The sequence below is a fragment of the Arthrobacter sp. CAN_C5 genome (genome assembly GCF_017875735.1).
Lineage (GTDB): Bacteria > Actinomycetota > Actinomycetes > Actinomycetales > Micrococcaceae > Arthrobacter_D.
In genome coordinates, this window is record NZ_JAGGMZ010000001.1 from 1,513,276 (window position 1) to 1,538,526 (window position 25,251).

General features: G+C 57.5%; 14 protein-coding genes and 1 pseudogene. 12 read left to right on the forward strand and 3 right to left on the reverse strand.

The annotated features are described in order from the left end of the window. Positions 1-56 precede the first annotated feature (56 nt). The 8 genes from H4V95_RS07170 (at position 57) to H4V95_RS07205 (ending at position 13,436) form a co-directional block, all read left to right on the forward strand. A complete protein-coding gene (locus tag H4V95_RS07170) occupies positions 57-1,241 on the forward strand; it encodes a glycosyltransferase family 4 protein (protein WP_245345609.1) in 1,185 nt (394 codons plus the stop codon). A 161-nt stretch (positions 1,242-1,402) separates the two neighbouring features. Then, positions 1,403-2,989: a glycosyltransferase family 4 protein gene (locus H4V95_RS07175; RefSeq protein ID WP_312883962.1), complete on the forward strand. Its 1,587-nt coding sequence runs from the start codon at positions 1,403-1,405 to the stop codon at positions 2,987-2,989. Further along, positions 2,977-3,873: an ABC transporter permease gene (locus H4V95_RS07180; RefSeq protein ID WP_312883963.1), complete on the forward strand. Its 897-nt coding sequence runs from the start codon at positions 2,977-2,979 to the stop codon at positions 3,871-3,873. Before H4V95_RS07175 ends, H4V95_RS07180 begins: the two co-directional genes overlap by 13 nt. Further along, entirely contained in the window at positions 3,863-4,744 is an 882-nt protein-coding gene (locus H4V95_RS07185) for an ABC transporter ATP-binding protein (protein WP_312883964.1), read from the forward strand. Before H4V95_RS07180 ends, H4V95_RS07185 begins: the two co-directional genes overlap by 11 nt. Before the next feature lie 29 nt (positions 4,745-4,773). Then, positions 4,774-6,654, forward strand: coding sequence for a glycosyltransferase (locus H4V95_RS07190; RefSeq protein WP_245345610.1), 1,881 nt, complete (start codon positions 4,774-4,776; stop codon positions 6,652-6,654). A 9-nt stretch (positions 6,655-6,663) separates the two neighbouring features. After that, entirely contained in the window at positions 6,664-7,914 is a 1,251-nt protein-coding gene (gene wecC / locus H4V95_RS07195) for a UDP-N-acetyl-D-mannosamine dehydrogenase (protein WP_196865903.1), read from the forward strand. A gap of 585 nt (positions 7,915-8,499) precedes the next feature. Further along, positions 8,500-12,444, forward strand: coding sequence for a glycosyltransferase (locus H4V95_RS07200; RefSeq protein ID WP_209729589.1), 3,945 nt, complete (start codon positions 8,500-8,502; stop codon positions 12,442-12,444). Then, positions 12,441-13,436 (forward strand): serine O-acetyltransferase, encoded by a 996-nt coding sequence (locus H4V95_RS07205; RefSeq protein WP_196865905.1) that lies wholly within the window; start codon positions 12,441-12,443, stop codon positions 13,434-13,436. Before H4V95_RS07200 ends, H4V95_RS07205 begins: the two co-directional genes overlap by 4 nt. A gap of 21 nt (positions 13,437-13,457) precedes the next feature. On the opposite strand, the gene H4V95_RS07210 is transcribed toward H4V95_RS07205, so the two are convergent. Together H4V95_RS07210 and H4V95_RS07215 are read right to left on the reverse strand one after the other, a co-directional pair. Beyond that, positions 13,458-16,046: a heparinase II/III family protein gene (locus tag H4V95_RS07210; protein WP_209729591.1), complete on the reverse strand. Its 2,589-nt coding sequence runs from the start codon at positions 16,044-16,046 to the stop codon at positions 13,458-13,460. 238 nt (positions 16,047-16,284) lie between these two features. Next, entirely contained in the window at positions 16,285-17,634 is a 1,350-nt protein-coding gene (locus H4V95_RS07215; protein WP_209729593.1) for a hypothetical protein, read from the reverse strand. A 1,136-nt stretch (positions 17,635-18,770) separates the two neighbouring features. Between H4V95_RS07215 and thiL the strand changes: the two genes are divergently transcribed. Beyond that, the gene (thiL, locus tag H4V95_RS07220) at positions 18,771-19,772 is read left to right on the forward strand and encodes a thiamine-phosphate kinase (protein WP_209729595.1); all 1,002 of its coding nucleotides are present in this window, start codon (positions 18,771-18,773) and stop codon (positions 19,770-19,772) included. A 168-nt stretch (positions 19,773-19,940) separates the two neighbouring features. Further along, the gene (locus tag H4V95_RS07225) at positions 19,941-23,105 is read left to right on the forward strand and encodes an S-layer homology domain-containing protein (protein WP_209729597.1); all 3,165 of its coding nucleotides are present in this window, start codon (positions 19,941-19,943) and stop codon (positions 23,103-23,105) included. Positions 23,106-23,397: 292 nt separating this feature from the next. Here H4V95_RS07225 and H4V95_RS18910 read toward each other — a convergent pair. Further along, a pseudogene (locus tag H4V95_RS18910) lies at positions 23,398-23,745 on the reverse strand (DUF6270 domain-containing protein); the annotation flags it as partial. A gap of 72 nt (positions 23,746-23,817) precedes the next feature. On the opposite strand from H4V95_RS18910, the gene H4V95_RS07230 reads away from it, so the two are divergent. Beyond that, positions 23,818-24,246 carry a hypothetical protein gene (locus H4V95_RS07230; RefSeq protein WP_196840410.1) on the forward strand — a complete coding sequence of 143 codons (429 nt, stop codon included), beginning with the start codon at positions 23,818-23,820 and terminating at the stop codon, positions 24,244-24,246. Next, complete coding sequence (locus H4V95_RS07235; protein ID WP_209729599.1) at positions 24,243-25,244, forward strand: DDE-type integrase/transposase/recombinase; 1,002 nt, start codon at positions 24,243-24,245, stop codon at positions 25,242-25,244. The genes H4V95_RS07230 and H4V95_RS07235 overlap by 4 nt, the downstream gene beginning before the upstream one ends. The last annotated feature ends 7 nt before the right edge of the window (positions 25,245-25,251 follow it).

A 25,251-nucleotide genomic window follows, 5' to 3' on the forward strand; every position in this document is an offset into this window, starting at 1 on the left:
TGCTCGACACGAAGCAACCGAGACACTTTTGGGGGTGTACGTTGCGTATTTTACTCTTGACGCATTCATATGCCCCGGAGCATAGCCCGCCCCAGCGTCGTTGGACGCAGTTCATCCGATCCTTTCGCGCGGCCGGTTGGGACGTCGACGTCGTCGCACCAGTCGCCCACGCTCCCTTTGGTAAGCGGACACTGCCTCGCAGGCAAGCCGGTCGGCCATTCATGTGCATGGCCGGCCAACACGGGGAGCGCATTCGGCGGGTCCCTTTTCTCTGGCACCGGAACACCCGGTTAGGTCGACTCAGCAACCACCTTTTTTCGGCGGCCTGCAGTATCCCTGCTGCTTTCCTGTCGAAACGGCCCGACGTCATCATCGTCACCGTGCCTAGCCTCCCCATCCTTGGCGCAGGGTTTGTGGTCTCGCGACTGATGCGTCGGCCCCTTGTCGTTGACATGCGGGACGCCTGGCCGGACATCGCCCGGGATGCCAAATTGGTGCGCAGCGGTGCCAAGGGGATAGTTGAACGAATTATTATGGCCATCCAGGAGCGAGCCGAGCTGGTGGTGACTGTGACCCATGGATTCGCCCGGACTCTCCGCCAACGTGGCTTGAAAAATGTTGCAACGGTCAGCAACGGTGTTGATCTGCGGGGGCTGGACAAGTTGGCTCCTCCACCCTTGGAAGCGGATCGACTCGAGGTGCTGTACCTCGGGAATCACGGGGAAAGCCAGATGCTCGACGTGCCCATCCGGGCGGCAGCGCTAGTAGGGGAGCGGATGCGCCTCACCATGGTGGGCAATGGAGTTCAGCGTCCTGAGCTGGTCCGTTTGGCTCACGAACTGAACGCCCCGGTGGAATTCCATCAGTCCGTTTATGGACCTGCGGTCAGGGAGTACTACAACCGCACCGATAGCTGCATCGTCTCGCTGCGGGATGACTGGAAGTCTTTTGAGACCACCATCCCGTCCAAGACCTACGAAGTGCTGTCTCTGGGGCGGCACGTCACCGGCATTGTGTTGGGGGAGGCGCAGAAAATTCTTCAGGATGCCGAGTCCGGGCACATTGTCGCCTGTTCGCCGGAAGACGTTGCGGAGCTCTGGCGGAAGCTGGCCGCTGATCGTTCGCTGCTCCAGGTCAATGGCGCAGGACGCGCCTGGGTGAAGAACAATGCCGACATTGAGGCGTTGGCCCAAAGCTACATCGATCTTCTGGCTGAGGTTGCTGGGGGCCCGCACCGGTGAAGGTTGGGGCTTTGCTGCGCAATGCGCGATTGTTGGGCGTCACAGCCCTCCGCCATCTGGGCGATGACCCGTTCTTGCTGTTGCTTCAGGTGTCTCGCCGGTTGCCCAGCGGCGTTGTGCACCGGGCGGCGGGAGCGGCGTCGCTTATAAATCGTGGCCCGGTGACGCAGGCTGTAGCCGCATATCTCCGCGGGGAAAGCGGCCGTACCCAGGAAGTGTTGCAGTCGGCATTGGACGCCGGCGGACGGGCTTCAACGGCCATCCGACTGGCCGAGGTGTCGCTCGCCGCCGGGTATCCGACGATGGCGGACGGATTCCTCATTCGTGCCCAGGCGCCGGGCGCGCCGGATGCCAGCCGGACGGTGGCGCGACGGCGCTGGTACGACGGCGACATGAGTGGCGCTGTGGAGGTGCTGGAAGCGGCGGGACGGCCACGCTCGGCGGAGAGGCTTGAGTCGGAGCGTCGGGTCTTTGCCGGCTGGACACCCAGTGTGGCACCGGTAAAGGGCTATGTGCCGCGGGACCGCACGGTGCTGCACGTCCTGACGAACTCACTGCCCCACACCGGTAGCGGCTACGCCCATCGGTCTCATTCCATCCTGAAAGCCCAGCACGACGCAGGATGGAATGTGCATGCGGCAACCCGCGTGGGTTATCCCGTGCAGGTGGGAAAACTCTTCGCTGCCGACCTCGATGTGCTGGAGGGTGTCTCCTATCATCGGGTGTTGCCTTCGACTCTGGCCGAAGGATTTGATGGCAGGCTGCAGCAGCAAGCTGAGGAACTCCTGGCCCTGGCGCTGCGGATCCGGCCGACCGTTCTACATACCACCACCCACTTTGTGAATGGCCTGGTGGTGCGCGAAGTTGCCCGCGTGTTGGGCATCCCCTGGGTATATGAGGTACGCGGCCAATTGGCTGACACTTGGGCATCAAGTCGTAGCGATGCCGCAAAGAAGAGCGGACGCTATAGGCTCTTCACTGAAAGTGAAGCGCAGGTTATGCACAGTGCCAACCTGGTGGTGACGTTGGGTGAGGCTATGAAGCAGGACATCGTGGGCAAGGGAGTAGACCCGCGCAAGATTCTGTTGTGCCCGAACGCTGTGGGCGATGAGTACCTCGACGAACCGATGGACTCACGGAGCGCCCGTCAGTCACTCGGACTGCCCAGCGACGGCCTGTATGTCGGCACTGTCAGTAGCATCGTCGACTACGAGGGTCTGGATGACCTTCTGCGGGCGTTCGCCGAATTGGTGGCAGACCTTCCTGGTTTGCGGTGCCTGATCGTGGGGGATGGGGTGGCTCTACCCTCGCTGAAGACTCTGGCCGAACAACTTGGCGTGAGGGCCCTCGTGACGTTTACCGGCCGAGTGCCTCGTGAGGAAGCTCGGCTTCATCATCAAGCCATAGATATTTTTGTTGTGCCGCGGAAGGACCTGGAAGTGACCCGAGCGGTGACGCCGTTGAAGCCAGTCGAGGCGATGGCGTGTGCGCGGACGGTGGTGGCGAGTGACCTTCCCGCCCTTCGCGAGATCGTTTCGGCTGACACCGGGGTGCTGACCGTAGCCGGGGACACAGCGTCCCTGGTGTCCGGTATCCGTGGGCTCATTGCCGACGGTGGTGCGCGTCTCAAGTCTGAGGCCGCTGCAATGGGTGCCGCAGGTCGCCGGCAGGTGCTGTCGAATCGGACCTGGGTCGGGAACTCGGCTGCTCTGCTGGACGCTTACCCCGCACTGAGGTGTTCCGCCTGATGGCAGATTCGAAAGGGAAGAGTCGCGCTAACGTTGTGCCGACCTCTGTCAACCTTCGCGGTCTGACCAGGGTCGGGGCAAAACCTCCGTTCCTGGACTACCTGGTTGCGCTGTGGGACTACCGACATTTCGTCTTCTTTGACGCGAAGGCGAACGTTCAGTCGGGCAATAGTCGAGACCGATTGGGCAGCATCTGGCTGATCCTGAACCCGGTGCTCAGCGGGTTGACGTATTACCTGATTTTCGGCGTACTCCTCCAGGCCAGCCGCGGCGTAGAGAACTTCATCGGCTACCTCATTATTGGAGTGTTCCTCTTCCAGATGAGCAGCCGCGCCATTTCCAATGGCGCCAAAGCCATACGGTCCAACCTTAAAGTTGTCCAGGCATTCAACTTTCCCCGGGCCACCCTGTTGTTATCGGTGAACATGCGCGAACTACTCGGCAGTGTGCCGGTTGTTCTAGCGATGTTCCTGCTGATCCTCCTTTTCCCACCCGAGGAACAAATTTCCTGGCTCTGGCTCCTGATTGTTCCCGCCCTCCTGTTGCAGACAGTGCTCAACCTGGGTGTCGGACTGGTTCTGGCGCGGGTGGTCTCGAAAGTCAACGACATCTCGAACCTGTTGTCGGTTGCCCTCAGGTTCCTGATGTACGGCTCCTGTGTGATTTTCCCGATAACGCTCTTTGATCAGTTTCCGACTATCAGGGCGATTATCGAGTGGAACCCGATTTATCAGATGCTCACCATTGTTCGCCAGTCCGTTCTTTACAACGAACTACCCGCATGGGAGTCATGGGCGATTCTGGCTGCCTGGGCATTGGGCTTCTTGGCAGTGGGACTTGTCTATTTCTGGAACGCAGAGGAAACGTACGGCCGTGACCAGTGAGATCGAATTCGTGGCCGAGCAACCTGCTGTCGTGGTGGACAAAGTAAGCATGGTCTACCAGGTCCAAAGCAAACAGCAGGCAGCCCAGAAGGGGCCCCGTCTGCTACGGCCCGTTCGACGGGCCATCGGGCGCGACACCTCCGTAAAGCTCCAGGCGCTGAAAGAGGTCTCCGTGGTGGTGCACCACGGGGAGTCCGTCGGAATCATAGGGCGCAATGGTTCAGGCAAGAGCACTCTGATGAAGCTCATCAACGGGCGCGTACCGCCGTCGTCGGGCGCAGTCTACGCGTCCGCCAGGCCAACGTTACTAGGAGTAAGCGCCGCGTTGGTTCCGGACATCTCAGGGGAACAGAACATCATGCTGGGGTGCCTGGCCATGGGCATGTCAAAGGCAGATATTGCTAGCAAATACCAGAGCATCGTGGAACTATCCGGACTGGAGGATTCCATTCATTTACCCATGAAGACATACTCCTCCGGGATGGGGTCTCGGCTACAGTTCGCCATTGCCACCGCAGTGGATACGGAGATCCTCCTAATCGATGAGGCGCTGAACACCGGAGATGACCAGTTCAAGGGCCGAACCAAGCAGAGGATGAATGAACTTCTCGCCAACGCCGGTTGTGTGTTTCTCGTGAGCCATAGCCTAGGCACCATCAAGGATATGTGTAGCAGGGTGATCTGGCTCGACGAGGGCGAGTTGGTCATGGATGGCAACCCCGATGAAGTGATCAAGTGGTATCGCACCTTCGTCAAGCACCTCACGGCACGAGATCGGGTGGCTGCCATGAAGACTAAGCGACGTGTGATGTATGACTTGGTAGTGCCCGAGGTGGTTGTCCGGGAAACCGGCCGAAGGAGCACTGAATGATCCGGTCGGGAGTCCGTAGGGGTCGAGCAATGCTGTGGCATTTCCGCCGAGGAGGAATCCCTGCTGTCCGCGTCTGGCATCAAAGGAATCAGGCTGAGAAAGGCGTCTTCACAGTAGACAACGCCCGTGGGGCAGAGGGTGCGTGGACGGGGCGTCGCAGATCCAAACGCTTGGTTTTCGCCGAAGCAGAGCCGATACGCACAGAGGCGCCGAGACGGTCTGTTCGCGCGGCGGTGATCCTCGACGAGTTCTCTGCATCGGCATTTGCCTATGAGTGGGAAATGATCCGATTGACCCCCGAGAATTGGCCGTCGGTGGTTGCCAATGACCGGATCGACTTGCTGTTCGTGGAGTCAGCCTGGAACGGGAATGGGGGTGCCTGGCAATACAAGCTGACAGGCTCGTCAGGGCCCTCAGAGGGGTTTCGGGAACTGCTCCAAGCGTGCGGCGACAAGGGAATTCCGACGGTTTTCTGGAATAAAGAGGACCCCCCTCATTATGAGGACTTCCTACCCGTCGCAAAGTTGTTCGATCGTGTGTTCACGAGTGACTCAAACATGGTGGATCGGTATAGGACGGACCTGGGGCATGATCGGATAGAGTCGTTGTCCTTCGCAGCTCAACCGGCCATCCATAATCCGGTGCGTCCGAAACATGGATGGCATCAACGGGACATAGCCTTTGCCGGAATGTATTTCCGACACAAGTTTCCTGAACGGCGGGCGCAGATGGATTTGCTGCTCGGAGCCGCAGCTGATGCGTCGGCGTCTATGGCGACGGGACTCGAAATATTCTCGCGCAAGTTGGGTGATCGGGAAGACTATCAGTTTCCTTCGGGGCTATCGCCCCATGTTGTCGGTTCGCTGCCGTATTCCCAGATGTTGACGGCATACAAGGCGTACAAGGTATTCCTCAACGTCAACTCTGTGACTGAATCCCCGAGCATGTGCGCTCGTCGAATATTCGAGATTACCGCTTCTGGAACCCCAGTAGTCTCGACGCGCAGCGTCGCTATTGAACGCTACTTCGCTCCTTCTGAAGTTCCGATTGTCGAGACTGCAGACGGCGCGGCAAGCCTACTCTCTGCCCTCGTTCAACAAGCCTCGCTGGGTGAGCGGCAGGTGCACCTCGCGCAGCGTGCAATCTGGCGGGAACATACCTATGCGCACAGGGCTGAACAGGTTCTTCGGTCAGCTGTGCCAACGCTTGCCCAACCGGTTGCTTTGCCGAGTGTCAGCGTTTTGGTATCGACGATTCGCCCACACCAGTTAGAGCACGTATTCCGAACGGTTGGTGCACAGCTCGAGGTAAGTCCAGAGCTTGTATTGCTTACACACGGGTTTACAGCGGATGCTTCGACACTGGAGAACTTGGGAAAGCGCTACGGCATCAAATCCTTGGTTGTCCTTACTGCGCCATCAAGCCAAAGTTTGGGTGAGTGCCTGAATGACTGCGTCGCTGCGGCATCAGGCGCTGTGCTTACCAAAATGGACGATGATGACTTTTACGGGCAGCACTACCTCGTGGACCAGCTCGGCGCGTTGAACTACTCCGGGGCTCAGGTCGTCGGCAAGCAAGCCCATTACATGTACCTTCAGTCTCATGATGCGACGGTCCTGCGTTTCGCTCACAAGGAACACAGGTTCACTCGAATGGTCATGGGACCTACTATTCTCGCGCCCCGAGGGGTCTTCCTTCAGCACCCGTTTGAACGGCGCAGCACAGGGGAAGATACCGCGTTCCTGCAGGCAGTGATCGCTGCCTCGGGGACTGTCTATTCATCCGACCGATACAACTACTATCAACAACGGAATGGGTCAGGTCACACCTGGCAGGTATCCGACTACGAAATCCTGGCATCCTCGGACATCGCGTTCTATGGAAAGCCTGACAACCATGTATCAATCTAAGGGGAACACATGAACACCATCCAAAAAGTCGCAGTTATCGGTCTCGGATACATCGGACTTCCAACTGCTGCCATTCTGGCGACCAACGGGCTTCAGGTGGTCGGCGTGGACATCAAGCAGGACAACGTGGACGCCATCAACCGCGGAGAAGTGCCATTCGTCGAGCCAGACCTCAACATTCACGTGGCGGGTGCAGTCAGCGTTGGTAGCCTGTCGGCCACAACCGTAACTCCGTCAGCAGACGCCTTTATCCTTGCTGTGCCAACTCCCTTCAACGCTGACAAGACGGCAGACCTGAGCTACATCGAGGCTGCGGCCCGCGGTCTTGCGCCACAGCTCCGAGGCGGTGAGCTGATCATCCTGGAATCAACTTCTCCCCCGGGCACAACCCAGCACCTCGCTGATTACCTGCTGGGGCTTCGTCCGGACCTCAGCCTTGACGGAGCCAACGGTAAACCAATCCTCCATGTAGCCCACTGCCCAGAACGGGTTCTCCCCGGGCGGGTCATGATTGAACTCGTAACCAATGACCGGATTGTGGGAGGGATTACCGACGCGGCGACTGAGCTCGCCCGCCAGCTGTACCACGTTTTCTGCCAGGGTGACATCCACCTCACCGATGCAGCGACCGCAGAAATGGCGAAGCTCGTCGAGAACGCTTACCGGGACGTGAATATCGCCTTTGCGAACGAACTGTCGGTCATTAGCGACAAGGTCGGCATCGACGTCTGGGAGCTGATCGAACTCGCGAACCACCACCCTAGGGTGAACATCCTGCAGCCCGGCCCAGGCGTCGGCGGCCACTGCATCGCCGTTGACCCGTGGTTCATCGTTTCGGCAGCCCCTGACGAGTCAAAGCTGATTCGTCAGGCCCGGGAAACAAACGATGCCAAGCCGGCCTGGGTTATCGATCAGGTGAAGGCGGCGCTTAAGGATGCAGGGAGTAACGCGAAGGTTGCGGCCCTCGGTCTCGCCTTTAAGGCGAACATTGATGACCTGCGAGAATCTCCGGCAGTGGAAATTGTCAGGCAGCTCAGTAGTGATCTGTCAGAGAGCACGGTTCTTGTCGCTGAACCGCACGTATCGACGCTTCCCAAGTCACTAACCGGTCTCGCCAACGTCGAGCTCGTCGAGACTGCAAACGCTGTCAGGGATGCTGACGTTGTGCTGTTGCTTGTCGATCACGATGATTTCAAGGAGATGGACCGTGCATTACTCGAGGGAAAGTCAGTAGTCGACACTCGCGGAATCTGGCGGTGACACCTCTGACGGTGAGTTTCCGAATCATGATGGAGGAAATCAGTGCGGTTTGAGGACGAGATCCGATCACGGCCCATAGATGCCTCGGCTAAACGCGCTAGGTATTTAGCCGACATTGACCAATTCATCGTTGAGCACGAGAAGCTGACCGCGCGTCGACGTCGCGACGCTAGCGCTATTAGGTCCTTGGAAAGGGACTTAGCTTCAGCGCAGCGCGAAAACAGCAAGTTGACGATCGAGGGTAAGTCCTTGCGTGAAGAGAACACGAAGCTAAAGGCCACACTATCCGCGCTCCGTGGGTCAAAACGAATGAGAATCGGCTCTGCCGTTGTCACGCCAGCCCAGGTACTTGGACGGTTGTGGCCACGACAGATTCAGAAGGTTGCGCGTCCCGCTCAAGGACCCAGAGAGCTTTCGGGCGCTGCTGTCAATGTGCCGTTGCCAGCCGGGTCAGAGACGGCTCATACAACCGCGTCCGTTGCGCCGGCGGCTATTGTCACCGCAAAACCGAACTCGGCTCCAACACTCGGTCCGTTGGAACGCGCTGAGGAGCTCCGGAAGACTGTGCTCCGGGACCCGTCCAAAATGAATGTATACAACCTGATCGCACATCTCTATTTCGTGCTCGGCAGCGTTAGTGAACCGGCAAAAGCAATTGCTGACCATGCGGAAGTCTTGACGGGACTATCCGCGAAACAGAAGCAGCTGATCGATGCTGTCACGGGACTTGATCGGCTCAGCGAGCGTCCGCCCAACCTGCCGCCCAAGCAAGACTCTCCGGGCTACCAGGCTGAGCGAGGCCGTATTCTCTACTGTGCGCATAGCGTTTCCCCCTACAACTCAAACGGCTACTCAACCCGCACAGCGGGCCTGGTGCAAGGGCTGACTCAAGCCGGAGCCGACGTGATCATCGCGGCACGCCCAGGATATCCATGGGACATCAAGACCGATGTCGCGCCTAAATCCACATCGAGCTACAACGAAACCATTGATGGAATCAACCACTTTTTCAGTCAGGGCCCCACATGGACCCAGGGCCCCCTTGACCATTACGTGCAAGAGGCAGCAGACAGTTATGTTCAAGTGGCAACGCGTAATCGTGTTGAACGGATTCATGCTGCGTCAAACCATGTAACTGCCCTGCCCGCGCTGATTGCGGCGCGCAGGCTCGGGCTTCCATTCAGCTATGAAGTTCGCGGGCTATGGGAGATCACCGAGTCGTCGACGAAGGCTGGGTGGGGTCAGTCAGACCGGTTCAGGTTCTCGAAGGAGATGGAAACGCTTGTTGCGCGTGAAGCCGATCTCGTTTTTGCAATAACAGACCAAGTTCGGGACGAGCTAGTCCATCGTGGGGTTCCGGACGAAAAGGTCGTGATTCTTCCGAATGCGGTCGATACTGACCAGTTCAGCGACATGCCGGCTCATGGACCAACGAAGCAGCGGCTGGGTATCGACCACGATATTCCGGTGATTGGGTATGCAGGTAGCCTGGTCGAGTACGAGGGCCTGGCCACATTGCTCGAGGCGTGCCATCGGATGGTGGTAGAGGACACAGACTTCAGGCTTGTGATCGTCGGAGACGGCGCGGCATTGCCAGCGTTGAAGGCACGAGCTACGACGCTGGGTCTGTCCGACGTGACGATATTTACGGGGCGGGTCAAAGCCAGTGCAATCCCCAACTACCTCAGTATCTTCGATATAACGCCATGTCCGCGTCTGCCACTTCCTGTCACGGAGATGGTTTCTCCGATCAAACCCTTGGAGGCGATGGCAGCAGCCAAAGCCGTGGTCCTTTCCGACTTGCCTCCGTTGAGGGACCTCGCAGGCGCGGACGGGGAACGGGCAGCCCTTTTCCCTGCAGGCGATGCAGTCCAGCTCGCCTCAGTCCTAACAAAGCTCGTGAAGAATGAGGATTGGCGTTGTGAAATGGGCCGCCGAGCCCGCCTCTGGGCGGTCAGCGAGAGGAATTGGCGGCGCGTGGGTGAAGAAGCCCATGTTGCACTGTCAGCATCCGAACAACGCGCGTCCTGCATAAGCGGAACAAACTTGTCAGATGTGACGATTGGTATTATCGCCGATGAATTCACTACCGCTGGCCTGCGCCCCGACATCTCGCTGGTCGAGCTACTTCCCGACAACTGGGCAAACCAGCTAGCCGATTCGAAGATCAGCGCACTATTCGTCGAGTCAGCCTGGGAAGGAAACGGTGGAGCATGGCGGGGGAAGGTGGGTTATTACGACGACGATTCTTTCGCGGATCTACGCAACCTGATTAAACATTGCCGTGCGAACTCAATACCAACAATTTTCTGGAATAAAGAAGATCCCATTCATTTCAACCGGTTCCAGAAAACCGCCACCTACTTTCAGCATGTCTTTACCAGTGATGATCGGTCGATCCGGCGCTATTTGGAGTCGGCGGGCGAATTCCTTGAGACTGTCGCTTCGCTACCTTTTTACGCCCAGCCAGCACTACATAATCCGCTTCCCAGCGACAGGCAGTACTCGCATACTGTCTCGTATGCTGGCTCATATTATGGGGCTCGGTACCAGAAGAGATCCGATCAGCTCCATAGCCTCCTTGCAGCCGCGCTTCCAGTTGGTCTAACCATTTATGATCGTCAGCACCTGAACAAGGAGAGCCCCTACAAGTTCCCCGCGGATCTCGCGCCCCATGTTTCCGGTGGTCTGACCTACGCAGACATGGTGGAAGCCTACAAAGCCCACCCCGTGCACGTAAACGTGAACTCCGTTGAACAATCGGGCACGATGTTTTCTCGCAGAGTGTTTGAGGTCGCCGCTTGTGGGGGAACGATTATCAGTGGACCAGGGCAGGGGATCGATCAGGTCTTCGGAAGTATCATCCCGATCGTCTCTGATCAAGCAAGCGCCCAGGCGCTGATCAACTACTGGATGGAAAATGAGGAAGCCAGAAATGAGGATGCATGGCTTGCCCTGCGTTCGGTACTCCGGAGCCACACAGCTGCTCACCGTCTGGTTTACGTCCTCAGAACGGCTGGCCTGACGGTCAAGGCGCCGATGCTGGAGAAGTATGCGCTCCGCATTCAGAAGATAACTCCAGAGATCCTGGCGGATCTCGATGCCCAGAGTGTCCGCCCTACTCTTCTGTTGACCGAGTTTGGCGCCGGAGATTCTGGACCAATCAACGGTATTGAAGTTAGGAAGATGTCCGCGGACGATTCGCAGTCCCTTTTGTCAGCCGGAATCACCCTTATTGGAGACCTCCCGACTAGTCAGATTGACCGCACATATTACGAGGACCTTCTCACATCGAGGAAATATTCAGTTTGGGATTCGGCACTCGTCAGCCAAGAGGATCTGAAAGAATGCGGTCGTGGACTGGCTCGGCTAGAAGCTGCTGATGAACGGAAGGTGTCCGGCTTAGCAGCAGTAGTTCCCGCTGGCCATGAACGGACGCTGGTCCTGAGAAGGAAGGTTCTTCGAGATCGGCGATCAAATGTGCCTTGGGATGACAGGACCCCCAAGAAGATTCTGGTTGCCGGACACGACCTCAAGTTCGCCCGTGGGCTCATCGCACATTTAGAAGCATCCGGACACACGGTCGACATTGATCAATGGCTCGGACATTCGCAACACGACGACGAGGCCAGCCGCGCCAAACTGGCGGAGGCAGAAGTGATCTTCTGTGAGTGGACTCTTGGAAACGCCGTCTGGTTTGCGAAAAACAAGCGTGCCGACCAGCGGCTGGTCTGCCGGCTGCATCTTCAGGAGCTGACCACTGCGTACCTCCATCAGCTGAACACCGACAACGTCGATCGCTTCATATTCGTCGGCCAGCACACAGCGGACGTCGCTCAGCGGGATTTTCGGATTCCACGTTCAAAGTCAGTTGTCATCCCGAACTATGTCGACACGCGTGCGCTGAAACGCGACAAACTCCCGGGAGCCGAATGGAACCTCGGCCTGGTGGGGATCGTGCCGCAACGAAAACGGCTTGATCTAGCGCTCGATCTGCTGAGCGCCCTTAGGACTGAAGACAGTCGGTATCACCTGTTCATCAAGGGCAAACGTCCTGAAGAGTTCGCATGGATGGCTGATCGTACCGAAGAGCTTGACTACTTCCTGACCCAGTATCAGCGTATTGAGACCGACCCGACATTGACCGGAGGAGTTACCTTCGACGCGCAGGGGGACGGCATGGCTGAGTGGTATAGCAAGATCGGAACGGTTTTGTCCGTCAGCGACTTCGAGTCGTTTCATCTCACGCTGCCCGACGGGGCTGCGTCTGGTGCGTTCCCTGTAACACTCGCTTGGCCCGGCGCCGATCAGATCTATCCTGTCGATTGGATCGCGCCTGACCCGGTAAGGATGGCCCAGCGCATCCGAACGGTGACAGCCGATATCGCTCGATGGGATGAGCTGAGGTTTGCCGCACAGCGGTTTGTCGTCCAACAATTTTCAAACGATAGAGTGCTGCCGCTATTGAATATGGAAGTGGTAGGTAGGCCGGTTACCAAATCTGGTACGCGACGTGGGGAGCACACATGAAAGTGACAGCCGCACTAGAGAATTTCTTCCAGCTTTCCGTTGCCGCAAGCGAGGGCGGAACACTGTTTGCATACTATCTGTTGCGCGGTGACGAGGTCGTGGAGAAAACGCCCTATGTCGTCTCCAACACCTATAAGTTTCCGTTAGACGGTCCGGGTACGTATCGCGTCAAGTGCTACACCAAATCGCCCGATAGTCCTGCGGTTTCAGCGGTATCCGACCGGGTGCGGTACGTCGGTTTTCCCGACGTACCGCGGTCGAGTCAGACAAAATCATTGTCCCTGGTGGGCTTGACCAAGACAAGTGCCGCAGTGAGTCTGATGCTCGGTGTCAACCACCAGGTAGTTTCGTTCATCGATCCTTCTGGGGAACACGTGGGGTCTCATTTCTTCGGGAAACCCGTCGTCGCTGCCGGCGGCCAGCCCCAAGGGAGTTCGGTTATCGGTCATGAAGCATATGGAGACGATTTTGGGGAGATGCAGCAGTTCTCACTGGCAAATGGATCAATAGACCTGTTATCCAAAGAGCTCCACCGATTCGGGGTGATGGACCTCTATAGACTTTCCCGCAAGGTCTACCTTGAAGGGTTGGTTGACGGCGCCTATTACATCCAGACATTCATCTTCAACAAGTTCAACTCCAGAGTGCCGTTCAAGGCCCGAATTGGAGAAGGTACCCGCCTTGGTATTGGCGGTATCGGAACTGTAATCCACCCGGACTCAATTATCGGACGAGACTGTGTCATTGCTCAGAACGTCACATTAGGCGGAAGAGTGCGGGGGAATGGAACCCCCATCGTCGGCGATAACGTGTTCATCGCGCCTGGAGCCAAGTGCTTCGGGGGACGTATCGGCAGCAACGTGGTCATCGGCGCCAACGCCGTTGTTCTTGAGGAGGTTCCAGATAATTGCGTGGTTGCCGGTGTACCTGCTCGCATTATCAGCACAGACATCAAGCGGTATACCGACTATACGGCGCGGCCTCCCCGGTAAAGGGCAATGGGGTTTCGATCCCTATTCGACATTAATCCAACGGGTTGTGAAGGCTTTGGGCTGCGTCATGCCAGGCTCGGTCCGGAAAACCCGGACCCTGTAGTTGCCCGGAGCCAGATCGTCGAATATGACAACGTCGCGCTCTGAATAGCTCCGTCGGCGAACAATTTCTGATCCGGAGAACAGTCGGTAAGAGATTTGGGTTTCCGCTGGCGCATACACCTTGATGCGAATGCTTCGCGCGCTTTCTTTGGTAGTGAGGATGTAAGCTAGCGCTTCCTCACTGGACTTTGCTACCCACTGCTCCAGGTTAGCTGCAAGGAAGAATCTAAACACTGACCCGACGTCGGCATGCGAAAGATCTGGAAGAATTGTGAGGGAGGTATCGGTAATTTCCTTAGCGGCGAGCTTCTCAGACAAGGGCAGCACATGGTGAGAGAGGTGATGATCGTTTTGGCCTACGAGAATCGAAATTGCTGTGGTTCCGTTGTTCTTGCTTATTGCGGAGTCAATCAACCCATCGAGGTACTCCACATCCGAATCGGAAGTCCCCCCAGCCATGAACTCGAGGATGTTCGGATGTGGGCGAGCAACGAACGAACCTATCCGGGTCTGAGGGGCACCAACGACTATTCGACCAACCGACAGGGCGAGGCCGTGAAGCAGAGCCGCAGTCCCACCTTTGGAGGACCCGACTGTCACAATGTCGCTTACCTCCACACCCTCCCGGTCAGCAATTGTCTTTATCAACCGTTGGACCGCTTGAAACACAGTGTCTGATCGATGGTCAGAGTGATAGTAGGAACCCTGGTCGCCAAAGTCATCCAGAATGTAAAGCGCGTTGATGTCGACAGCGTCGATTGATGCTTTGTAGTTGTAGGTGAAGTCTCCGACGCCTTGGATAGCCGAGAAAACTACCACCAAGCGATTCCGCCCGCTAGCCGTTTTTCCTGGACTGAAGAGATAGTTTAGCGGCACTTTACCGTCTTGTCGTGACCACTTTGAGTCCTGGGCTGCAAGACCCCGATCGACGTAGTTGAAATCGGACAGCCTGATGCTGGTCGTAAGGGTCGCAGACGGACCTGTGAAGGATATGGCCACAACTTTGGCCGGTTCTGCTTGACCGAATTTTGGGAAGCGCCAGCCAAGTGGACGAGGCTTCATCACGCCTTCGCGAATGGTAATGATGGTTGCTACATCGGCAGACACCAGCAAATCCATGACCTTCCGATTCTTGTGGAATAGTTCAAAACCTTGGCCATGCAAAGTTATGTCTACATCCGTCCCAAGGTTCCAAAGCAACTGATAATGATGCTTAGCAGGGCTTGTAATGGAATCCGTAACATTGATTTGCGGAAATCCATCAATCTCGTTGATGTCTATCTTCCGCTCGTGAATAACGTCCTCGTAGCGAGCATTCGTGCCAACAACGGTGAATCCATCGTCCCGCTCATCAATGGATCGCAGGTGTACATCGTTCAACTTCCCATCAGTCCGCGGAAGGCTCCTGCCGTCTACCACAAGGCTATTGTGAGCGAACTGGGAGTAGGCGTATTTAGACAAAGGATCTTTGTAGTCGTAGCTGTAGGGGCCCGATTCGCTTAGAAGGTCTACCCCCGCACTCCGTAAAAAGAAGCTCAGGTCATCCGAGTGTTTGTGGTAATCAGCGTTGTAGGCCGCTGAGAAGAACGCGAAGGTCGCATTCGGATCTCCCCATTTGCTGCGGTAAATCGCATAGCCGGAGTCCGGGAGAACCAGGGTTCGCGCGTCGGGGGCTCGACCAGTTGATCCGCCACTGCTCGCATAGGCGAATTCTTCACTGGTAAAAATCTTCTGCATTCCTGATCGAGAAATGTCGTTTTGCTGTGTATCGCTAATCGGGGGATAAGTGCGATCCGGCATCAGTGCATGAACAGCATAGATTTCGGCCCTTTTGACGAGCTCTTCATAAAACGGTGCATCGGGATGTCCGGCCGCTACCGCAATTCTCTGAACATTAGCTACATGTCTGGAAACCATCAAATGGTAAGTCGGTGTATTCTCGACATGAACCCCGTCTTTGGTGAAACATTCGCTGAAGTAATTCCTCAATCGATTCATTGCGACGTCGAAGTATGCAGCTGACCGGCGTTCCTCAGTGGGCGCAGATAAAATGCTCCAATACAGCAGAGCGAGATCCTGGAACATCCCGTGATTGTTGCCAGCAGCATGAAAGTCATCCCGGGCAAGGAGGTCGGCGGTCGTGTTAATGAGAGGCTGCAGGACCCGTTGCGACAGATCAGGATGGTAGTTCTGCACTCTCATATCCAACGACATGAGGTTCATCAGCCGTTGAGCGGTTGTCTCATCGTGATAGGCCATAGGGTGGTCGGTCTGTGGATTTGGGTATCGGTCGACCCAATCCTCCACTACTTCGGTGGCAAGTCTGGCGGCTTCTGGGGCAGACTGCTCGTTCACCAGAACAGTATCGAACCAGTCGACAAGGAAAATGAATCCGTGTAGGTAGCGCTGTTGGCCTCGAGGGTAGGGTGCGGCCCACATCGCGCCGTTGTCATATTTGAGATCATCGAACTGCGCTGATGAGAGGAGCCCATTCTCGATGAAGTTCATGGCTCGGGCCCTGCTTGGATCCCCGCTAGACGAGGGGAGGAGCGGAAGGACCATTTCCCGAAGCCGATACATCTGAGCGTTTGTAACCATTATCCCTAGATCTGTTCGAGAAATGCGGACCAAGATCGAACATGAGAAGGCCGGTTGGCCGTTCGATCTATCAAGCTTAGCCGCCGCTGCGGGTAGTCCTTGTGAGGCATCGTGATCTGGCAGGGAACAATGAGCCAAGGTTCTGCGATCATCCTCGGTGATACCACAGGAGGCTGGCGTAGATACTGCGAGCAGTCCGGTAATGGACGCGATGTGAGGGCGGCCGATCCACGAGGAGAGTCACCGCCCTGCTATTGAAGGCAGATTCGAATCTTGACCCGGTCATCCCAGCGATCAGGTCCTTGATTCCATCACGCGTCGCCGGAAACTCGGCGATAAGTCGGGGGGCCATCTTCAGCTCGTTCGCTCGCAGCCGCTCCTCCACCGTTGGTTTGGGGACTTTCACAAGCCCAGCGTTCCCTGCCGGCTCGCTGACCATCCCATCAAATAATGGTCCACCTTGCTTGGAAAAATCCCTCGTGGCGGGCACTTCGCGAACTTGTGCATAAGCACCGCTGAATCTGTCTCGATCGAATGGCAGCCGCGATAGGCCGGGCGACATACGCTCGATCAGGTCCATCCCGACAATATTTGCCACACGGCTGGCACCATCGAGTCGGAGAGCGAGGGACGCTCCTGCAAGGCTGTAAAGGGGATCAAACCGCGCGGCAAAGGGTGATACCGATCTGGTGATCTCACCGACAAAAAACCTGTTACGACTACTCATGTACACATGGTCGAGAAGCGCATCTCGGCGCACTCCCTTCCCTTCACTCTTTACAATATGGTTCTGCAGCCGGGCCTGGGTGCGGTCGGCAAAGTCCCGTGAGAGCAGTCTGCGGGAAGCGTTAGTCGAGAAACCAAGTCCGCCGAATATCTTTTGGGCCACCTCCTGCGGATTCCCAACGTGGGGAATCCCCTTGTTGTGGAATGAACGAAATAGCTCGCCATAGCCGCCACTGGCAATAGCCGTCGAAGATCGAGTGTTTCCCCGATGCATCGGGCCGGATATGAGCCCGGAGGTATGTTGAAAGCGCCAAAGGAGCTGTTCTTCCTGGGTCTCAGGCGCGACAGTTGGCTCTGTCCCTTGAGCCTTCGTCATGATGAGCCCGTACTCAGTCGCCAGTTGCCGCGCAATGACCTGGTCGGGTTCGGTGGGCCCACCAGAACAGTAGAACGAGAACTGATCGCCGTTGCCCGTCGACAGGATTGCCGCCAACACAGCGCGTGAATCGATTCCCCCGGTCAAGTGCGCCACTTTACGGGAATGGTCTCCAGAGGCAAGCGCCCTCAGGTTCAGTTTGATTTCTTCCTCGGCGCGAGCGAGAGAATCGTCATAGGACTCTTCTGTCGCGTAGAAGGACTGCTTGGCCGCATAATCTTTCACTGTGAATCCATTTAGAGTGATCTCGATATAGCTGAACTGTGGCAGCGCTTCGATGCCCTCATAACTAGAGTCGACGAGCCCGCCGCTACCGGTGGCAACATATGCAGCCACATATTCAAGTGACTTCCGCGGGCCTCGACCGATGCTCCGGAGGAAGTCGACGAGCGCACCGAGATCCGACGATGCTGCCCAGCCATCCTCGTCGCGGTGCGTAAAGACGATGCCGCCTCCCAGCGGGTCCGGAAGTAGAGTGACTTGGTCCTTGTCGTGCTCTAGGACGTATAGAGAGATTGATCCACGAAGCTCTTGCCCAAGCGAAGGGAGATTAGAGAGCCCGGGCTGATCCAGGATTCGCGCAGCTTCTTCGTCTCCGTCTATGAACGAACCTCCCAGAGCACCTACTCCGTGGGCCCACACCGTTAGCTGGTTTTGCCTACATTCCGCACCCCTCGAACTACCAACTACGTAAGTGTTAGCGAAAACCCTAAAAGACTCCAGATCCGGAGCCTGAGGTGCTTTCGATTGAAAGATGACTGGCGTTGTTCGCAAGGTATATCTCGATTCGTTTTTCGGTTCAACTCAACACATTGGGCAGAGCCATCGCAGTCCACGGAGAGATTGCTGACAGGACCGTCCGGTTGCTGTCACAACGCGGTCAAATGGAGACGAATTAATGGGAGCCTCGATAATGGGCGCTATTTTAATAGCCTCTGGTCGCCTACCCCATATAGGCATAATCTTTGCGAAATTTGGCCCCTGCGTTCGTCAGAATAGTTTCTCCAGTACAGACTAACCCAGCAGAAGGAGCGTCCCAATAAGAGTCGGAATACTTAGCGCCACCAGGATTGTGAGGAGTAGAGCCACGAATCTTTTACGGCGGTGGGATCGTGAGGCTAAAACTGAAGTCGGCGAGTCCTTCGTTCGTTGGGACAGGGAAGGGGGCTGCCCATGACCGGATGATGGGAACGTGGACGGACTGCCACCGCTTAAACCTAGATGACGAGCGGCAGGAATGCTTTGATCTTGTGCTTCGTCCACGCCGCCCCTCCTCGCTTCGCCCATGTGATGCGAATTATTACCGTTCCACTATAGTTCCGCGGGTAAAGCTCACGAACATCTTCCTGCGCCCCGTGTCGGGCTGAAGGCGTCTGTAGTCCAGGTACTTCCCACGACGAAACGACCGCCCAGCTATGCGTTGCTTTGGAATCGGTGGACGCTGTATGAGGATTCGCTTGTACCTTAGATGTATGCCCCTCACCGTTGCCGACTTTACCGAGACAGATTTACTGGCGAGAATTTTTCCGCGACTTCTTGTCGCAGATGCCGCGGTCATTGGGCCTGGGGACGACGCTGCGCTCCTGGCTGCCCCGGATGGCCGAGTTGTGATCTCCATCGACACACTCGTCGAGAATCAGGATTTTAGACTCAATCGTAGGAATGGACACATTACGGACGGCTTCGATGTCGGATGGAAGGCGGCCGCCCAAAACCTCAGCGACATCAACGCAATGGGTGGGCGTGCCACCTCTCTGCTGGTCAGTCTTACTTTGCCTGGGGCGACGCCTATCGACTGGGTAGATAGTTTTGCGGATGGGATGGCTGCAGCCATCGTGCAGCTCGGTGCAGTCGGATGCGGTGTCATCGGTGGTGATCTGGGGCGGGGACGTGAGCTGGCAGCATCTATAGCTGTAACCGGAACTCTGGATTCGCGCGCTCCGGTTCTCCGCTCTGGTGCGGTCGCTGGCGACATTTTGGCCCTCGCCGGAACAGTGGGACGGGCAGCAGCCGGATTGGCTCTTATGGAGTCGGATCACGATGCCCGAAGCCTTGATTCCGAGATGATGAGGTTGGTGTTGAGTCAGCGCCGACCCTGGCCACCGCTTAAGGCAGGACCTGCTGCGGCTGCCGCTGGCGCACGATCGGCAATCGATGTCTCTGACGGGCTCATACGGGATGCCGGACGAATCGCAAAGGCAAGCGGAGCGACCATCAGATTGAACCCTGGCGCCGTGAAACTTCTCGCCGTCCCGCTTATGTCCGCTGGGTCATTGCTCAAGGTTGACCCGACCGACTGGGTGCTTACTGGTGGTGAGGACTATGGAATCCTCGCAACGTTCCCGCTGGGCACTGAGTTGCCCAAAGGATTTCAAGAAGTCGGAGACGTGTTGGATGGTGGATCCGTTGTCGAAGTCGGATCAACTCTTCACGACGCCGGCGGTTGGGACCACTTCGGGGGCCGACACAGTTAATGTGGTGGATTTTCCGCTGGACGCCCTTTTGCCTCAGGATTCAGTCAGCGTTCGATCATGTTTAGTTATGAAACAAGTTTCCGTCTTCGCCAACGGGTAGGTTCAAAATAACCCGGAATCTATCCAGGGCGTCGGTCGTTGGGGCTGGCTTATGCGGAGGTCAGCTTAATGTCGTTCCTTACCCAAGCACGTCGAATTATCGCTTCGGCAACTGCTGTTGTTCTTCTGACCCCGTTCCTCGCGATGGGGTCAGCGAATGCCACCCTCCCCAAGGACTACGCAGCCGCAGCGAGCGGACCGGCCTTCTCCGACGTTGGCAGTGATAATCAATTCTTCAAGGAGATCAATTGGCTCGCCGGCGAGGAAATATCCACCGGGTACTCCGACGGTTCCTTCCGTCCTCTGCAACCAGTGAACCGAGACGCTATGGCGGCGTTCATGTACCGGCTCGCGGGAAGTCCCAACTACACGCCACCCGCCACGTCCCCCTTCAAAGATGTCACTACGAGGACCCAGTTCTACAAAGAGATCAGCTGGTTAGCTTCAAAGAAGATCTCGACTGGGTACCCGGACAAAACGTACCGGCCACTTGAACCCGTAAACCGGGATGCAATGGCGGCGTTCATGTACCGCCTTGCGGGAAGTCCCACCTATGCTGCTCCAGCCACGCCGAGGTTCGTCGATGTAGGCATGAATGTCCAGTTCTATAAGGAGATCAGCTGGCTGGCAGCCAAGAAGATATCTGAGGGCTGGCCTGATAAGACGTACAGGCCTGTGCAGCCCGTCAACCGAGACGCTATGGCGGCGTTCATGTACCGGTACGCAGGCAGCCCGCCTACCAGTCCAGTAACGCTTTCACCTGTTTCGGGTCTGACGGTAGCCAGCACTACGCCTTTTTCAGTGACGTTGAAATGGACGAATCCAAGTTCTAGCACATACTCGGGAGTACTTGTCCGGCGTGCCCTGGGCATGATTGCGCCCGCTTCACCCACATCTGGCACCGTCGTAACAGATGTCGCGGCACCAAAAAACAGCATCACCAACCCTGGACTCAAGCCGAAGACCACCTACTCGTATGCCCTCTTCGCACACGATGTGAACGGCAAATATGCGAACGCCGCCAACGTGACCGTGACTACGCCTATTGATCCGGCAGCTGGACCAACGCTGAGCGAACAGCGTGCGGCTCTAAGGGAGGACATTGTGGCGGCCAAAAACCTCTACGTGGATTCCAGGCCCTTCATATCAACCTTGGCCAGGTCTGACGGCCTGATTGTGAAAGATGCAGTCGCCAACGGCACCGCAAGCTTGGACAAGGCCGCCGGTCTGGTTTCCGCAGCGACCACTCAGACCACGATGACCGCTGCGGCGCAGGCAGTCGATGCTGAGGGACTGCGGGCTGCGACTGTCAAGACCAGCTCTAGCCAGATGAATACGTTGAAAGATCTAAGGCTTGTACAGCAGAACGTTGCCAAAGCAGCATTAGCTGACCTGAATGCTGGACAGATCTCAGTATCCGCATATCAAGCGACGAAAGTTCGTGCGGAGGCCTTTACGACAATTCTGGCAGCCGACCGCGTGGCCCAGCGGAGTGTTATCGGGGATGTGGCGGCCTCGGTCAAGCTTCAGGCGCCGACCTGGCGTGATGAACTTGAGGGCCGTAGCGGCAGCATTCCTGCCTCATCTGGTTGGGTTGGGTTTATGGGTGGATGTGCTCTTCCATTGGCAGAGTCAAAGTTTGCTCCCAAACTGCCTGCAAGCGGACCAGGGATCATCACAACGAATAAAATGATTGCTGATGCCAACGCACGGGCACTTTCAGACCCCGCTATAGCGACGATTCATGGCCAAATGATCCGAGGTGCGGCAAATCAAGCGGCACAGACACTTACGTTGCAGCAGTTGCAAAGCAACTATCCGCCGAGGGTCTCGCGGCTCGGCTACGGCTGGCTGCAGGCGGGGGACACTAAGGCACGCAGTGTTTTGCGGTCGGACACCAAACGGATCCTTGAAGCGGGGCCGGGCTCGATGAACACATTGACCTGGTCACACCTTCTGCTGGCTGCAGGAACGGCAAATGATTGGGCGCCCGTCGAAGGACTGGAAGAGACCGTCTTGGTCCAGTGGATCGGCCCGCAAACCTGCTTGCATGCTGACCGGGAAAATTTTGTTGACGCCGCTACAAATATTGCCGCAATACACAACGCCGCAACTTTCGTGGCCGCCGCAGTCTTCCTTGAGAAATCGCCAGTACAGGCAGCAGCGCTAGCGAAGGAGTCTCTTGTCTCAGTGCAACCAGCGCTGAACATGGTCGCTGCTGACGGTGGGACCCAAGAAGGGCCTGGTTACTGGACATATCAAAGCCGCGCGCTATCTACTATCTATTCGACGCTGCCGAATGTGTATGCAACATCTCCAATGACCATGCCTTCACTTGTCAAGACCGCGAATTATGCAATGAATAGTACAGACCCTAATGGATCGCCGACGCCCTTTGCTGACGCCGAGCCGGATGCACTCAGTCCGCTGATGCCAGCCTGGTCTGCGTTCACTAGCAAGGACGCAGGCGCCGCAGCATGGGCATGGAAGGAGCTTCAGGCCAAGCCCGACTCCCAGCTGATGTGGTGGTGGGTCAAGCCCGGCAGTCTGCCTGCGAAACGTTCCTCGGTATTCCCGCACACCGGGTTAGCTGCGTTGCACCTACCGGCAGGGAGCACATCGTCGACGGCGACTCTCAAGGGTGGAGACAACAGTGCCAATCATGCCCACCTGGACATCGGAACTGTTTCCTTCTTCAGAAAGGGCATGGAATGGTCCGTCGATCCCGGGACAGAGCTGGGGAGCCCCCCGGGCTACTACGGCGATAGTGGTAGGTGGAATTACTGGAAGCCAGGCACTTCAGCCCACTCAACTTTGCTAATTGGTCAGACGAATCAACCCATTAAGGCAAAGGGCGCAACGAAGCTGCTTTCGTCGTTGTCAGCCTCCGTGGATATGGTTCAGGCCCTGCCTGGTGCGTCTTCAGCAACCCGGACTGTGACGCACAACGCCACGGGCATGGTGGTCAACGATGTGATGAAGGCTAGCTCCGGCAAAGCAATGACGTGGCAATGGGTTACTGACGCGGTAGTCACTATCGACACCAGCCTCAACCGGGCGACGCTAAAGAAAGACGGCCAGCAGATCACTATCAACTTCGGTGGCGTCCCATCGGGATCTAAACTGGCTGCTGTTGCTGCGCCTGGTAAGGGGTCAGACGGGCAGGCGCTGACGGTGATCAAGATGACCATGGTCAACGTGTCCAACCTGAATCTGACGGCGACAGTGAAGTAGAAGGCGAGATAGATCTATGGGCCGGACCGGATAAAAAGACGTCCTGTGAAACACCAATCAGAAAACGATGAGCGTGGATACGTCACGGCCGGCGAGGCCTACTCCTCGTTGATCACCGGGTGGCCTCACCGCCGTTTATGTGTTGTTCGAAGGGTATTCCCCAGGATGGCTTTCTGGCCGCGGGGCTAAGGCGCGCTCAGGTTCTCGGTAGCTTGGCATCGGGGCTCGCACGGCGGTAATCCAGTGCGCGACGTTCATCGGGCATGGGCACCGATCACGGGGTGCTTTTCGGCTAGATAGTGTCTTCGACTTGTTGCCGTATCCATTCATACGCGGGTGGTGCGTAATGGTAGGCGGCCGGACCCCACTTGTGGTCGGGTGAGGATAAGGCCAATTCGGCTGGCATGTCAGCGACGTCTAGGCCGAGCCCCCGTAAGTGTTCCGCAAATGTTTGGAACGTCACATTGGCTACTGCTATTGGAGTCCGCTCATCAGGCACAAGTTCGCCAGCGCCGGTGGTGGAAGCCCATGGGGTGTTCAATACCAGGACTTTGAATGGCATGTCCTGGATGCGAGCGAATAGGTTCGTCGCTGCACGCATCCAGACTTGTGTGTGGCGGTCGGTGCCGAAGCCCTGTCTGTCAGCATTGGGTGAGACACCGCCACTTTTCCCACTGACTCCTTAAGGGCGAGATTTGGAAACCGATTCCCTGTGAGCACCGCACTTGCTTCCCCCACCACCAACACCGATGGTGGAGCCATGTCCGATCCCGAAAAACCCAGGGCAGAAAGGCCCCTCCGCCGCTCCTTCACCCCAGGGGAGAAACTCTCGATCCTGGAAACCTACGAGTCCCTCGACGGCCCCGGAGCCAAGGGCGCATTCCTCCGCCGCGAAGGCCTGTTCTCCTCCCAAATCACCACCTGGCGCCGGGCACGCGACGCCGGCGCCCTCACCGGCCTCGCCACCGCCGCCAGACCGGCGAAGAAGAACAGCCCCGAAGCCCAGCTTGAGGCCATGAAGGACCGCGCCGAACGGGCCGAAGCGAAACTCGGACGGACCGAGGAGGCATTATCGGTGCTGGGAAAATTACACGCTCTCTTGGAGGACATCTCCACGAGGGCGGACAACGAGAAGCCGTGAGCGCCGCCGTGGACGAGGCCTTCACAGCCCTGACCGGGCTGCTGCCCGTGCGGAGAATCTGCGCCCTCACGGGACGGTCTCCCGCCACGCACTACCGGTCCCAGACCCCGAAGGTCCACGGGCCCACACCCCGGCGCCCGGCACCGGTAAACAAGCTCACGGATGAAGAGGTCGCGCAGGTGTTGGACCGGTTGAACAGCGAGGAGTTCGCCGACAAGGCGCCGGCCCAGGCGATCCTGCTGGACCAGGGCACCTACCTGTGCTCGGAATCAAGCATGTACCGCATCCTGCGCGGCCACGGCCAGGTGCGTGAACGCCGACGCCAGGCCACCCACCCGGCGAAGAAGAAACCCGAACTCGTCGCGGTGAAACCCAACGACGTCTGGTCCTGGGACATCACCAAACTCCCCAGCCCCATCCGGGGCGTCTACTACGACCTGATGGTCATCATTGACCTGTTCTCCCGCTACGTCGTGCACTGGCACATCACCACCCGCGAGTCCGGGCTGGGCTCCAAGGACTTCATCGCCGACGCGGTCATGATCCACGGCACCCCGGGCGTGATCCACGCCGACCGGGGGACGTCCATGACGTCCAAACCGGTCGCCGAGCTGATGATCGATCTGGGCATCGACCGCAGCCATTCACGGCCCCGCGTTTCCAACGACAACCCGTATTCCGAGGCGGCGTTCAAGACCACGAAGTATCACCACTCCTACCCGGGGCGGTTTGGCTCCCGCCAGGACGCGGTCGCCTGGGCCAACGAATTCTTCCTTTACTATAATTTCGAACACCGCCATTCCGGGATCGGGCTGCATACCCCCGCGACGGTCTTCGACGGCACCTACGCGGCCATCCAGGGCCGCCGGGCCGCGGTGCTCCAGGACGCCTACGCGGCGACCCCGCACCGGTTCGGTCAACCGCCGGCGCCGCCGGCGGGCCCCACGGCGGCGTGGATCAACCAGCCCCAACAAAGCGAGGTCCCCACACACGCCTAACCACTTA